This is a genomic window from Flavobacterium sediminilitoris (assembly GCF_023008245.1).
GTDB classification, from domain to species: domain Bacteria; phylum Bacteroidota; class Bacteroidia; order Flavobacteriales; family Flavobacteriaceae; genus Flavobacterium; species Flavobacterium sediminilitoris.
In genome coordinates this window covers 2,848,285-2,863,267 of the sequence record NZ_CP090145.1, presented here as the reverse complement: position 1 = coordinate 2,863,267, position 14,983 = coordinate 2,848,285, and the positions used below count along the sequence as shown (strand labels likewise).

Annotated in this window: 10 protein-coding genes; 4 read left to right on the top strand and 6 right to left on the bottom strand. The window is 31.2% G+C overall.

Annotated elements, in window-relative coordinates:
* Positions 1-53 precede the first annotated feature (53 nt).
* The 3 genes from LXD69_RS13025 to LXD69_RS13015 all read left to right on the top strand — a co-directional run bounded on the left by LXD69_RS13025 (position 54) and on the right by LXD69_RS13015 (position 6,234).
* On the top strand, positions 54-938 hold the full coding sequence (locus LXD69_RS13025; protein ID WP_246915728.1) for a PhzF family phenazine biosynthesis protein: 885 nt from the start codon (positions 54-56) through the stop codon (positions 936-938).
* A 1,110-nt stretch (positions 939-2,048) separates the two neighbouring features.
* Entirely contained in the window at positions 2,049-5,708 is a 3,660-nt protein-coding gene (purL, locus tag LXD69_RS13020; protein WP_246915727.1) for a phosphoribosylformylglycinamidine synthase, read from the top strand.
* A 205-nt stretch (positions 5,709-5,913) separates the two neighbouring features.
* Complete coding sequence (locus LXD69_RS13015; protein ID WP_246915726.1) at positions 5,914-6,234, top strand: hypothetical protein; 321 nt, start codon at positions 5,914-5,916, stop codon at positions 6,232-6,234.
* A gap of 183 nt (positions 6,235-6,417) precedes the next feature.
* Here the strand turns inward: LXD69_RS13015 and LXD69_RS13010 are convergent, their stop codons facing one another.
* Both LXD69_RS13010 and LXD69_RS13005 read right to left on the bottom strand, forming a co-directional pair.
* Positions 6,418-7,452 (bottom strand): hypothetical protein, encoded by a 1,035-nt coding sequence (locus LXD69_RS13010; RefSeq protein WP_246915725.1) that lies wholly within the window; start codon positions 7,450-7,452, stop codon positions 6,418-6,420.
* Positions 7,453-7,730: 278 nt separating this feature from the next.
* Positions 7,731-7,919, bottom strand: a complete 189-nt coding sequence (locus LXD69_RS13005; protein ID WP_082084288.1) for a hypothetical protein — start codon at positions 7,917-7,919, stop codon at positions 7,731-7,733.
* A gap of 315 nt (positions 7,920-8,234) precedes the next feature.
* Between LXD69_RS13005 and LXD69_RS13000 the strand changes: the two genes are divergently transcribed.
* Positions 8,235-8,984 (top strand): hypothetical protein, encoded by a 750-nt coding sequence (locus LXD69_RS13000; RefSeq protein ID WP_045966932.1) that lies wholly within the window; start codon positions 8,235-8,237, stop codon positions 8,982-8,984.
* A 751-nt stretch (positions 8,985-9,735) separates the two neighbouring features.
* Here LXD69_RS13000 and LXD69_RS12995 read toward each other — a convergent pair.
* The 4 genes from LXD69_RS12995 to LXD69_RS12980 form a co-directional block, all read right to left on the bottom strand.
* A complete protein-coding gene (locus LXD69_RS12995) occupies positions 9,736-10,962 on the bottom strand; it encodes a PDDEXK-like family protein (RefSeq protein ID WP_246915724.1) in 1,227 nt (408 codons plus the stop codon).
* Between the two features lie 151 nt (positions 10,963-11,113).
* The gene (locus LXD69_RS12990) at positions 11,114-12,607 is read right to left on the bottom strand and encodes a class I SAM-dependent DNA methyltransferase (RefSeq protein ID WP_246915723.1); all 1,494 of its coding nucleotides are present in this window, start codon (positions 12,605-12,607) and stop codon (positions 11,114-11,116) included.
* The gene (locus LXD69_RS12985) at positions 12,604-13,455 is read right to left on the bottom strand and encodes an HNH endonuclease (protein WP_246915722.1); all 852 of its coding nucleotides are present in this window, start codon (positions 13,453-13,455) and stop codon (positions 12,604-12,606) included. Before LXD69_RS12985 ends, LXD69_RS12990 begins: the two co-directional genes overlap by 4 nt.
* Positions 13,455-14,975 carry an ATP-dependent nuclease gene (locus LXD69_RS12980; protein ID WP_246915721.1) on the bottom strand — a complete coding sequence of 507 codons (1,521 nt, stop codon included), beginning with the start codon at positions 14,973-14,975 and terminating at the stop codon, positions 13,455-13,457. The genes LXD69_RS12985 and LXD69_RS12980 overlap by 1 nt, the downstream gene beginning before the upstream one ends.
* Positions 14,976-14,983 lie beyond the last annotated feature (8 nt).

The window sequence follows — 14,983 nt, the reverse complement described above, 5'->3', positions numbered from 1 at the left end:
GTCTTTTTTGAAACTTTTGCGTCCATCTTCTAAACAATCCAAAATTATTTACAATGGACAAAAAAAAATTAATAACAGTACAGATTCTTAATGCATTTGCAGAAAATAACTCAGGTGGTAATCCTGCGGGAGTCGTTCTTGATGCAGACAACCTGTCAATAAAAGACAAACTTAAAATTGCGAAAAAAGTAGGCCTTTCTGAAACTGCATTTGTTTCCCGTTCTCAATTTGCAGATTTTAAACTGGACTTTTTCACCCCGACAAAACAGATTGCACATTGCGGGCACGCAACCGTTGCAACGTTCTCTTATCTAAAACAGTTAGGCAGGTTAGCCAATGAGGAATCTTCTAAAGAAACCATTGACGGCAACCGACGAATTAAGCTCATTGGAGAATTGGCATTTATGGAACAATCAGCACCCAGATATTTAGATGTAGAGAACAAAGAAATACAGATTTTGGAATCATTAGGGCTTAAGAAAAGCCAACTTATCGAAAACGCTCCTATGAAATTGGTTAATACAGGAAATTCATTTATAATAATTCCGGTAAAATCTAGTAAAGTACTGGCTAGCATAAAACCAAACTACGAACTCATCAGTGAGATAAGTGCAGAATTTGACTTGATAGGTTATTATGTTTTTACGGATGAAACGGAAAGCGAAAACTTGGACGCAACATCCAGAATGTTTGGTCCTCGTTATGGTATTTTGGAAGAATCGGGTACAGGGATGGCAGCCGGACCTTTGGCTTGTTATTTATTTGATATTTTTAAAATCAATAAAAACACATTCAAAATCCAACAAGGTAAGTATATGGAAAAACCATCTAACAGTCTTATCATAGTAGACTTGGACATAGAAGACAACAAAATCAATAGTCTTATGGCTGGTGGAAAAGGGATACTTAAAGACCAAAAAATAATTGAAATGGAATGATAAAGTCTGTGCACAACAATGTATAAATGCAATAGCGGGTTAAGTACAATCTTAACCCGCTATTCCATTTTATTAAAGCATATTGTTACCTGAAAAGCAGAGGCATAACAATAATCCGCTACTGCGTTTATACGCACCGTTACCTGCCATTTAACATAACAAGAATGATTGAATTTGCGAAAATAATGAGTCCGTAAGAACTTAAGGACTTTTATCAAAACATCTTAAAAACTACTAATAATAAAGATAGTTCTGAAGCAGGTAACGGCAGTAACTGTTGCACAACTCCCCTTTTTTAAAATAATCTGAAAAAACATAAAGACTCAATCTCTTTTAAAGTGATTTAAAGAAAGTTTGTTTTTTAGATGTAATTTAACTGTAAGAATTTGAATAGCTTAACATCGGGTTTTTGAGGTTTAACAGACACATAAATAACGTGAGTTTGATGTAAGTTTAATCTGGTTCTCGGTCACTTCGCTTTGTTCCATTCGGTTTTGCCTCGGGGCGAGTGGTTTTCCGTAGAGGGATGAAGGGAAATTATATTGAGAAGCATCATTAATATGTTCTCGATACATTTTTTGTTCCATTTTATTGCACAAAAAATACTCGAACTAACGCTAAAATAACCTTTCTAGCTAAACAGAAATTATAAAGAAATACTGGAGATTGTTCAAAAAAATAATGGATGCAACTATTTTTTCTTTCTTTTTCTTTTAAAAAGAAAGAAAAACAAGGAGTCTTAATTTAGAACAGAAATTAAGTGACAATATCTCATTATCTCAAATTACACATTAGAGTTCTATTACGAAAAAGGGCTACTTTATATTTGCTTCAGTATTCGGTTTTACGTCCTCAATGTAGTTAATATTACATTTGTGGGTCAAAACTTCTGTACTTCGCAACTATTTTGCATCCCTTTCTCTCATAACAAAGTCTAAGGCATAATCTGGGATTATTCAAGCCTTTTGAGTCATCTCTATTTTTTATTATCAAGTTGCTACAAATATCTTTTGAACTTCAATATTTTTAAAATAAATTTGCATCATAAACAACAACGCCTGAAGTGGACCAAATTGTATGGGACACAACGGAATAAAACAACACAACACAATGATTCATTTTTTCGGAAACGAAACTGCTACTCTATTTGCTGTTCAATCTCAAAATGAACTATCAGTAGAAACTGTATCGAAATTAAATTGGCTTTTTAACGCTTCTTTACTTGTAGATGATCAAAACAAGACTCAGGCATCAATTGATGCTTTTTTTGTTGGTCCAAGAGCTGCCATGATAACACCTTGGAGTACTAATGCTGTTGAGATTACTCAGAATATGGGGATTGAAGGCATTATTAGAATTGAAGAATTTGAAAAAGTAACAGAAGCTTATTTAGATTTTGATCCGATGCTTTTTCAGAAATATTCCGAATTAAATCAAGAAATTTTTACTATTAATATTTCTCCTGAAGCTATTCTTGAAATTGATGATATTGCAAAATACAATCAAACAGAAGGGTTAGCTCTAAATGATGAGGAAATTGAGTATTTAAATAATTTAGCTGCGAAAATAGGACGAAAGTTAACTGATTCTGAAGTATTTGCTTTTTCACAAGCGAATTCAGAACACTGTCGTCATAAAATTTTCAACGGAACTTTTGTAATTGATGGAAAAGAAAAAGAAACGTCTTTATTCAAATTAATTAAAAAGACATCGTCTGAAAATCCAAATGATATTGTTTCGGCTTATAAAGATAATGTTGCTTTTATAAAAGGACCAAAAGTGGAGCAATTTGCACCTAAATCGGCAGATAAACCTGATTTTTACGAGAAAAAAGAGTTTGAATCGGTACTTTCTTTAAAAGCGGAAACTCATAATTTCCCAACTACTGTTGAGCCATTCAATGGTGCTGCAACGGGTTCTGGAGGAGAGATTCGTGATCGTTTAGCTGGTGGACAAGGTTCTTTACCTTTAGCTGGAACTGCGGTTTACATGACTTCTTATTCGCGTTTGACTAACAACAGAAGTTATGAAAATGGTATGGCTGAAAGAAAATGGTTGTATCAAACTCCAATGGATATTTTAATCAAAGCTTCTAACGGGGCATCTGATTTTGGAAATAAATTTGGACAACCTTTGATTACGGGTTCTATTCTTACTTTCGAACATGAAGAGCAGGCTCGTAAATTGGGTTACGATAAAGTAATCATGCAAGCTGGTGGAATTGGTTACGGAAAATTAGATCAAGCGATAAAAAAGAAACCTCAAGAAGGTGATAAAATTGTCATTCTTGGTGGTGAGAATTATAGAATTGGAATGGGTGGAGCTGCTGTTTCTTCAGCAGATACAGGAGAATTTAGTTCGGGAATTGAATTAAATGCTATCCAACGTTCGAATCCTGAAATGCAAAAACGTGCTGCTAATGCTATTCGTGGTTTGGTAGAAAGCGATAACAACCCTATTGTTTCTATTCACGATCATGGTGCTGGTGGGCATCTGAATTGTTTATCGGAACTAGTAGAAGAAACAGGTGGATTAATCGACTTGGACAAATTACCTGTAGGAGACCCTACTTTATCGGCTAAGGAAATTATTGGTAACGAATCGCAAGAAAGAATGGGATTGGTTATTGGTAAACAAGATATTGACACTTTACAACGCATTTCAGACAGGGAACGTGCTCCTATGTATCAGGTGGGTGATGTAACGGGTGATCATCGTTTTACGTTTGAAAGCAAAACTACTGGTGCAAAACCTATGGACTATGCTTTAGAAGATTTCTTTGGAAGTTCTCCTAAAACTATTATGACGGATAAAACGATAGATAGAAATTATTCAGAAATAGTTTATTCGCAAGAAAATATACCTACTTATTTAGAAGAGGTTCTAAAATTAGAAGCAGTTGCTTGTAAAGATTGGTTAACGAATAAAGTAGACCGATGTGTAGGTGGAAAAGTTGCCAAACAACAATGTGCTGGACCTTTACAATTGCCTTTAAACAATGTAGGTGTCATGGCTTTAGATTATAATGGAAAGGAAGGTATTGCTACTTCTATTGGACACTCTCCTATTTCTGCTTTAATTGATCCAAAAGCAGGAAGTAGAAATGCTATTGCTGAGGCTTTGTCTAACATTGTTTTTGCTCCTTTAAAAGACAATTTAAAAAGTGTTTCTTTGTCTGCCAATTGGATGTGGCCTTGTAAAAACGAAGGTGAAGATGCTCGTTTGTATGAAGCTGTTGAAGCGTGTTCGGAATTTGCTATCGAATTAGGAATCAATATTCCAACTGGGAAAGATTCGCTTTCTATGAAGCAAAAATACCCTAATGATGAGGTTATTGCTCCTGGAACTGTAATTATTTCTGCTGCTGGAAACTGTAATGACATTACTAAAGTTGTGGAACCTGTTTTCCAAAACGATAAAGGTTCTGTTTACTATATCAATTTATCGCAAGATGATTTTAAATTAGGTGGAAGTTCGTTTGCGCAAATACAAAATAAGATTGGTAGTGAAACTCCAACCATAAAAGATAGTGCTTTCTTTAAAAAGGCCTTCAATGCTATTCAAGAAGCGATAAAAGCTGATTTAATTGTTGCTGGACATGACATAGGAAGTGGTGGTTTAATTACTACTTTACTAGAAATGTGTTTTGCTGATGTAAATGTTGGTGCTGCATTAGATTTTAGTTCGTTTGCCGAAAAAGACTTAGTTAAAATCCTTTTTGCAGAAAACATTGGAATTGTTTTACAAGCAAAAGACGATGCTGCCTTTGAAAAAGCTTTAGCAGGTGTTGAAGTATTTAAATTAGGAAAAGTTTCTAACAGTACTACTTTAGACCTTGGACTTTTATCTTTCGATATTAACCAATATAGAGAAATGTGGTTTGAAACCTCTTTCCTACTCGACCAAAAACAAACCAAAAATGGAAAATCGTTAGAACGTTTTGAAAACTTTGCCAATCAACCGTTGAACTATACATTCCCAACTCACTTTACTGGATTGGCTCCTGTTACTCAAAGTGGAACAAGACCAAAAGCGGCTATTATTCGTGAAAAAGGAAGTAATTCTGAGCGTGAAATGGCTAATGCGATGTATTTAGCTGGTTTTGATGTTAAAGATGTTCACATGACCGATTTGATTTCGGGTCGTGAAACTTTGGAAGATATTCAGTTCATTGGTGCTGTTGGAGGATTCTCTAATTCGGATGTATTAGGAAGTGCTAAAGGTTGGGCTGGAGCCTTTCTATACAATGAAAAAGCTAATACCGCTTTGAAAAACTTCTTCAAAAGAGAAGATACTTTATCGGTTGGTATTTGTAATGGTTGTCAATTGATGATGGAATTAGAGTTGATTAATCCAGAGCATGAAGTGCATGGTAAAATGTTGCATAACGATTCTCACAAACACGAAAGTGGTTTTACTTCGGTAACGATACAAGAGAATAATTCAGTGATGTTGAAAACCTTAGCGGGAAGTACCTTAGGGGTTTGGATTTCACATGGTGAAGGAAAGTTTAATCTGCCTTATAGCGAAGACCAATATAATATTGTAGCTAAATATGGTTACGAAAGTTACCCTTCTAATCCAAATGGTTCTGATTTTAACACGGCTATGATGTGTGATGTTACTGGAAGACATTTAGTGATGATGCCACATATTGAGCGTTCTACTTTCCCTTGGAACTGGGCGCATTATCCAAAAGATAGAAACGATGTGGTTTCTCCATGGATTGAAGCTTTTGTTAATGCAAGAGAATGGATTGAGAAGAAATAATATTTTTTAAATGATATAAAAAACAGCCTCAGTTTCTATAATTGAGGCTGTTTTGTTTTTGGAAATGTTTTATATTTACTTTTTAAAATTATTTTTTTATGCTTGAGAATGAATCTGAATTAGAAATAACCTATCAAGAACAGGTTCAAAATTGGTTACAAATTGCTTTTAGTCAGTCTAATGAAGAATTTTTTATTATGACATAATGAACAAACAATTTTTTTCAATACTTATAACTGATTATTTTCATTTTGATGAAAATTTTAATATTCCAAAAAATATAAAATCAAGTTATTCTAATGAGATTTTAAAGTTATTAAAAGAACGCATAATGAAAATTGAAAATAATGATTCAAACATAATACCAATACCACGATTAGGAAAAAATATATTAAATTTTGATAAAGATATCTCTGATTTTTTAGAAAGAAATACAATAACAATTGAAGCTACTTCTATTTGGGAGATTGATGAAATAGGCAATGTTACAATAAATCTTAGCAGTCGAAAATGGTGGGAATTTTAGAAATAACATTAAAAAACTACTTCAAATCATCATCATACTTTTTTCTATTGCTACTTTTAGTCAAAATATATCTGAAATTAAAGCAGACCTTGCTGTTTTAGATAGCTTATATCAAAAAGAAAATTGATTTTTTACACAGATAATCTAAAAACCTACGTATAAAAACTGTAAAGTATCAATTATTTATCCACACCAATAAAAAAGTTTAATTTGTTTATATGCTTTATTTTCTCTGATTTCTTTACATGTCTTTTTCCCTCTATCGTATTTCTTTGCTTTTTCGTTGAATGGTAATAAACCAATTTCTAATCTTTTACGATCTATTTCTTCAAATAAAGTTGAATCTTTTGTTTGATGCCATTCGTTATAATAACTTTTAGAATCGCTTTTTAAAGCATAAAAGTCAATAATTTCAGCATATAAATCTGATGGTAAATTTCCTTTATAGACTTCTTCTTTTAATAAATTGTTAATATCATTATTTTCTCTTGGAAAAGTGTAATAATGAATTAAAATGAGTTTCGCTTTGTTATTTCCAAATGTATAACTATATGAGTTTTTTCTTCCTATACGATATACATCAATCATTCTTTCTTCTGGGAATCCGTGTTCTTGAATTATTGGAATTAATTTATTTTCGACAATTTCTTTAACGATGGAATCATATTTTTTTTCATAAAGTGCTTTATTAACTGTATCTATGTTTGACAAGGAGTCTAAATAATGTATCTTCCATTTATTATCTAAATCTGAAAGCTTATTAATTGTGTCAACCATATATTGGTTAATTTGGCTTTTATATTTTTGGTTAGCAATCTGAAATTTTTTTTCAATAAAATCCTTACCAACATGTTTATTCATATATTCATTTAATAAGGTATCTTTATAAAAATATTCAGGTAATAATCCTCTTTCCATTCCATTAATAAGGAATTTTTTAAATTGTCTCTTATCATTTTCAACGGCTGCAACTTGCATTGCGGTAAAACAATTTTTAGCAATTGGTTTTACTTTTATATTTAGGGCTTTTGAATAATACGTTAAGGCCTTGCTGTTTTCTCCATTCAAAACGTATGATTCTGCTTTATTTATGTTATGAGTATATTCTATGTATTTATTTGTGTGTTTACTTACTTTTAAAGTATTACAGGAAACAAAAGAAACTATTAAAATATTTAAAACAATAAAACATATTTTATGAGTTGGTGATTTAATCATTTATTTATCTAAAAATATTGAATTTAAAAGTTTATTTATCAATAACTCAAATGTATTTAATTTATTACATTTTTTTTAATACAATTTTGTGAATTTTATTTTCCATAACTATCAAAATTTTAAAAGAGTTAAATATCTCAAAAATAAGGTCTTGTAAGAAGTTTAGTATTAGAATATTTTGTGTTTCTTCTTTTGAAATTGTTTTTTATTTATTTTTATTACTATTACCGCTTATTTGAATTACTGCCTTTACATTTGAATTTTGGTAATTTGCTTGCTTATTTAATGAATTGTAGTACTTGATCTATTTGCAGTCCCATGTATTCACAAAATTCTTCTAGTGTGATTACTTGGTGTTTTTGTTTATTTAGTTGTTTTTTTATGTTAGCAATAATGTTTCGGCATTGTCTTTCGCTTTTTCCTGTTATTCTCTGGATGTCTTTTGGGTAGATACAAATTCTGTTCATGTTGTTTATTTTTATGATTATACTTCATTATTGCTTACTGGTGTGTTATTGCACTTATCCTAGGCTTTGATAGGACTTTGATAAGGCTTTGATAGGGCTTTATAGTTTTTTTGAGGACAATAATTATTCCAATTATTTGTAGGAATTATCTATTAACATTTTTTTAGCTTTCTTGTTGTTGTTTTCGGCAAAAACGGCAATATCAGTCTATTACAGAAGTGCTGGGTTGTTTTTTTGGTCTTTGGCATTGTGCTTGATTTTGGTTTTACAAGTGATTTTGAGATCACATTTTGTTTCACTTAAATTTTATATGCTATGGCAAAAATTAATGGAATTATCAAGATTGAAGGTACGGTTGAGGATCTTACTTTCTACAAAAGAAATGGGAAGATTTTTGTACGCAGAAAAGGGGGTATCTCTAAGGAGCGTATTGAAAATGACTCGAATTTTGTTCGTACTCGCGAGAATAATACGGAGTTTGGGCATAGTGGCAAGAGTGGCAAGGTGCTTCGTTTGGCTTTGGGAAGTATGGTTTTCAAGGCTAAGGATAGTAAGCTTTCTAGTCGTTTGCTAACGGTTATGTCTCGTATTAAGAATTTGGATTTAACTTCTTCTAGGGGTATGCGAAGAGTGGGGCTTGGTTTGTCTTCTCTTGAGGGAAGGATGGTTTTGAAGGGGTTTGATTTTAATGCGAATGCTCCGTTTAATACTGTGTTTTTTGCTCCTTATGTATTGGATACTTCGACGGGAGGTGTTAGTATTAATGATTTTATTCCGGCTGAGCAATTGCTTTTTCCTCCAGGGGCTACGCATGTGAGTTTTCAAAGTGCTGCTTTGGCTATTGATTTTGAAACGGAGGTTTCTGAGTTGGCTTATAGCGCGGTGGTGAATGTTCCTATTAATTATACGGCTGTTTCACCGGTGTTAACTCCTACTGCTGTTCCTACGGGTACGGGTGTACAACTTTTTTTGATTGGTATTACTTTTTTCCAAGAGGTTAATGGGGTGCAGTATTCTTTAAAAAATGAATCTTATAATGTTTTGCATATTTTAGATGTATTGTAATTGTTTGATCTCTGTTATTTTTTAGACTCCTTGTTGTTGTTCAGCAGGGAGTTTTTTTGTTTTTTGTTCTCGGTTATAGGTTGTGGATTGTGGGTTTGTGGTCTCTTGAAATAAATTTACAGTTTCAAAGAATCTTTGAATTGTTTTGTGGAGCTACTTATGGGATGCTTACAGCATGACAAGATGTGTGATTAATCGTTATTAATGGGATTCCTCCTAGTGTCGGAATGACAAGATTGTGAGTAATGAAAAGTTAGAAGTTAGAAATGAAGTGTTGAATTGCTTTGTGGAGCTACTTATGGGATGCTTACAGCATGACAAGATGGTGTGATTGATTGTTGCTAATGAGATTCCTCCTAGCGTCGGAATGACAAGATGATGGGGAAATGAAAAGTTAGAAATGAAGTGTTGAATTGGTTTGGGGAGCTACTTATGGATGCTTACAGCATGACAAGATGTGTGATTGATTGTTATTAATGGGGTTCCTCCTAGCGTCGGAATGAAAGATGGTGGGGAAATGAAAAGTTAGAAGTTAGAAATGAATCTTTGAATTGTTTTGTGGAGCTACTTATGGGATGCTTACAGCATGACAAGGTGGTGTGATTGATTGTTACTAATAGGATTCCTCCTAGCGTCGGAATGACAAGATTGTGAGTAATGAAAAACTATGAGCTATGAATTAACTTGAGTTCGATATACATTTCATTGAATTCTCAGTTGTATGTCTTTTATACATCTATTTTTTACTAGTTTATTTATTTTGAGTTATAAGATGCAGTTTTTTATATATTTCTAACAATATAAATTCATTTTCATCTATATAATTTTTTGTTTGGCTAAATAGTGTTTCTACTAAATTATCTATTGCTTTTTCTTCATTAATCAATAGTTGTAAGAGATTTATATCTTTAAAACTAACTGGAAGGCCTTCAAAATTATTAAACTCTATTAAATTACGCCACCATCCCCATATAGGAACATTAAATTCACTAAAAAGGGATCTATTGTTATCTCCTATATCTAAAAAACCGATAAATAGCTTACCTTGATGGTGTCCATTTCCACTAAAAGATTCAATACTAATAGATATTCCTAAATCTTGATATGATATAGGATAAAACATAATCTTAGCATACGTATCACTAATTTTTCCTGACTTTATCATTCGATATTTTTCTGAAAAAGTTACTTCAAATCTTTGAAATAATCTATTTCTTACTTTTTCTGCAATACTAAATTTAGCATTGTCAAAATTTGAATTTATCAGACTTGCACTTTCAAAATTAGCTTGAATAAGTTTTATTACGTCTTCTTCCATTTTTTGGTTTGTTAATTGTCCTGTTAGTTTATTAATTAAAATGATGTATTGTTTAATGGTTTCTCTCAGCACTGGTTGTGTTGATGCTTCTTTTACACATTTTTCTAGCCATTCAACAATCGTATATTTATAAGAGATGCAATGAAAATCTGTACCTGATACTAAATTGCCCTTGCTTTTTTGTGTAGGTTCGTTACCTAGTAGTGTTAAATATAGGACAGTACTTTTATCTGTATTATGATTGTAATACCTTTCAATTTGGGCATTTTGATCATTTGCATATATTTTATTTTCAATATATATGCTGTGATTCTTATCATCTATTAAGGCGATATCTATGCGTCCTCCTGATTTATCTAAATAATTTGTTTTACCAATCGATTTTTCTATAAAAACATTGGTATTGTTGCTATCTAAAGATACCGTATTTAAATCGATTTGTTTTAAAAATAATTCAAGAAAAATAGCACCTAAATCATGTGAACCTTTTGGATTTAAAAGTTCGGCAATAAATCTTGAATGTGTTTTATTTTCATCTGATTCCATCCCAAGAATGGAAAAAATATTAAAATTTTCTCCATTAAGTCGAGCAAGTTCTTTATTATACTTAGAGATTGTATTTACTTGATGCAACAAGTTTGTTATATTTTTTAAATCCATGGTTTTACTCTTATTGATAAAAGTTTTTGGTTGCAATTATTTCAAATTATTACAAAATAGATAGTGATTCATTTTTCAATTGAAGTACTTAGGCATATAGGAATATTAAACTGTATTTTACTTTTTTACATTTTTTCTAAAAGTAGTCCGTTTAATTTTTCAAACTCGTAATTATCGCTCTAAAACTCTCCAAACCAGCCTCAATATTCTCTACTATATCCAAAGCCAATTCATCAGGGTCAGGTAAGTTATCTAAATCCGCTAATGATTTGTCTTTTAACCATGTGATATCTAAACTAGTTTTATCTCTTGCTATAATTTCATCATAACCAAACTTTCTCCAACGTCCTTCTGGATTGGTTTCTGCATTGTAGGTTTCTTTTCGTTTAGCTCTATTGCCAGATTTATATAAATCAATGAAGTCTTTTAAATCGGAAAGTTTTAAAGGATTCTTTTTTAAGGTATGATGTACATTGGTTCTATAATCATAGACCCAAACCTCTTTTGTCCAAGGTTCTTTGCTTGACGGTTTTCCATCAAAGAATAACACATTTGCTTTTACACCATTGGCATAGAAAATACCTGTAGGCAAACGTAAAATAGTGTGTAAATCGGTAGTTTCTAATAATTTCTTACGAACTGTTTCACCCACACCACCTTCAAATAAAACATTATCAGGTAATACTACTGCGGCTTGACCTGTAGTTTTAAGCATAGTGCGAATGTGTTGCACAAAATTCAACTGCTTATTGCTTGTTGTTACCCAAAAGTCTTGACGGTTATACGTTAAATCTTCTTTTTCTTGTTCACCGTCTGCATTGGTAAACGTCATGCTACTTTTTTTACCAAAAGGTGGATTGGCAAGGATGTAATCAAAACGAGTGCCTGAATCGGTTATTAAGGAATCATTTGGTGAAATAAAATTATCAGAATCAATGTCTCCAATGTTATGCAAAAACAAATTCATTAAAGCCAAACGTCTTGTACTCGCTACAATTTCATTACCAAAAAACGTTTCATATTTCAAGAACTTGGCTGCCTCTTTATCTAGGTTACGATTTTCTACAATCCAATCATAAGCTGCTAAAAAGAAACCTCCTGTACCACAAGCTGGATCCGCAATGGTTTTCATAGGTTCGGGTTGCAGACATTCTACCATAGCCTTAATTAAAGGTCTTGGGGTAAAGTACTGACCCGCTCCACTCTTAGTGTCTTCTGCGTTCTTTTCTAAAATACCTTCATAGATATCCCCTTTGTCTTTTACGCCCATTAAAATCCAACTTTCGGCATTGATTAAAGCGATGAGCTTATACAACTTGGCTGGGTCTTGTATTTTGTTTTGACTCTTGACAAAGATTTGTCCTAATATTCCTTTTTCTTTTGCCAGTTCGCGTAACATTATGTTATAATGGCTTTCCAACTCGCTACCACTTTTATTAGTTAAGGTTTCCCAAGCAAACTCGCTAGGAATAGGCATGGTTCTATTGTGTGGTGGTTTAGTGTATTCATCTGCCATTTTTAGGAACAACAAATACGTTAGTTGTTCCAAGTAATCACCATACCCAACACCATCGTCTCTAAGGGTTTGGCAAAAAGCCCATACTTTACTGACTATACTGGATGCGTTTGTGTTTTCTTTGCTCATTTGTTTATTTGGTTTATTAAATAATTTAAAAAGGGTTCAGATTGTGAAAGTGTAAGTCTCATTACTGCTTTCCAGTAATTCAATCCAAACTGCATTTGTAATTGATTAGCATCAGTATTTAATTTTTGACTTAAATCTTCAACCGTAGGGTTTGCAACATATATTTTGAACATTCTTATCATTTCTCCTAATTCATCCGTAGATGTATCTTTGAACAATTGTAATAATTCGAGTCTTTTATAATGCTTCTTAGCAATGTCAAAAAAGAAGGAGTTGATAATATTATTGGGATTCAATAATTGATATTCGATATGTGGAATACCTGATACAAATATAACATTCCCAAAGAGAAATTGACTATCAGGAATATTATCAATATAAAAATTTATAATTCCTCTTTCTTGATTTTCTTTCCAATAGTTCTTTTTCTTTCCGTTGCAATCTTTACAGCATGGTATTAAGTTTATTGCTAAAGCTGAAAATTCAGGATATATTGAAATTGGTAAATAATGATCATAAGTTTTAGGTTTTAGAATTCCACAATACTGACAAACACCTTTTAAATCATTATCTTGATTATCTTTTATAGCTTTCTTTAATAATTTTAAAGTATTCCCCTCACTTTTATAACAACTAACCAAATTAGGATGATTTTGTATATATAAAGAATCTTCAATTGTAATTAATTCACTAGAACTAAACTTATCTATATAATCATCAAATCTATTTTTTATATCATCTGTTAGTGCTAATAGATTATCTCTTATATCTCCATGGTCTTTATTGTTTACTATATTAGTATACCAATCAATTAAATTTTCAGTAGAAATATTATTAAGATTTTTCATTATTGATTTTTATTAAATAAACTGCTTAAATAGATTTTAGCATTTAAACTCAATTTATTATCAAACATTTGAATAATTTCTTCTAGACTATATTTTTTAGTTAAGTCTTTCAACACAGTTTTAAAGCCATCTTTAATTTCATTAGTTTCAAAAATATGCTCAGAGATTGTTGTTAAATTTTCACCAAATGATTCAATGTCTAGTGGTCTTGTATATGAAATATTTTCATCTCTCTCAAAGACATATACATTTTTTGAAGGAATTTGTTGAATTACAATTGGGGAATGAGTTGAAATTATAGCAAATGAATCAAAATCAGACATTAAATCATTTATAGAATTAATTAAATTCGAAATAGCATTTGGATGTAAATGATTTTCAGGTTCATCAAATAGAATGAGTGCATTTGTTGAAATATTTGCAATCAATTCAGTTAAAGTATAAATAATGATACTATGACCAGAACTTAAATTTATAGAATTTGATTTTTCAATCTCGTCAATATTTTTAATTGTGTATATCCATTTATCATAATCATAACCTAAATCTTCAAGATTTACAAATTTACTCAATGTGCTTACCCAAGCTTCTCTTTTTAAATAATCATTATTAATTACTTTTAAAGATGCAATATGTCTTTTAAATAATTCCATTTTATCTATTTCATCATTTTGATTTCTTAATCCACAATAAACATAAGAAAATCTTTTAGATGGCTTTGGTCTTCTAAAAGTATCAAACATGCTATAAGATAAAGCAATTATTTTTCCAAAAGGAGGTCCAATTTGATTATTAAAATAACCAATTTCATGTTCTTTTAGTTTTATATTTTTTCTAGAATTAAAAGTATTTGTAAAGTCTTTTGTTCTTGAGTAATTTAAAGAGTTAGCTAAATTTGATAAAAAAACGGTTTTGCCTGTTCCATTTTTTCCAATTATAGCAAAAGTTCTTAATGGAATTTTTTTTCTCTTATCAAATTTAAAATTAACAATATGGGGATTTAAAGCATCTTTTAAAGTTGTTGTAAATGTAAATTCAATGGTATATTTTTTTCCTTCTCCACTAATAATACTACTTCCAAGCTGTAGAGCTGTTTTAGCTTCCCTTTCTCTCAAAAGAGAATGTTTTAGAGCACTTGAATCTTCAAAATTCCCATACAAACCAGGCATACAAGCAAGATCATTCAAAGAGTCTAAAACTTTTAAAACATCAATTTCATATTCTTTTTTTAATTTTTTTAATTGCTCATAATATTTAATTCCAGTTCCTAATGAAGCAAAATTATCTTCCAAATTTTCAAAAGGACTATTTAATAAAGTAAATCCTTCCTTCTCTTCTAAATTCAAATCCATAATCTTAACTTCCTCAATTATAAATCTTTCATTCCTAGAATGATAATATTGTAACTGAAAAGTTGTCTTAAAACCGTAATCATCCCAATTATTACTAACTAAAATAAAACAAGGATAAAGTAGATCTTCCTTAATTTGTTCACGATAAGCTCTAACGTAAAATTTCATATTTTTTA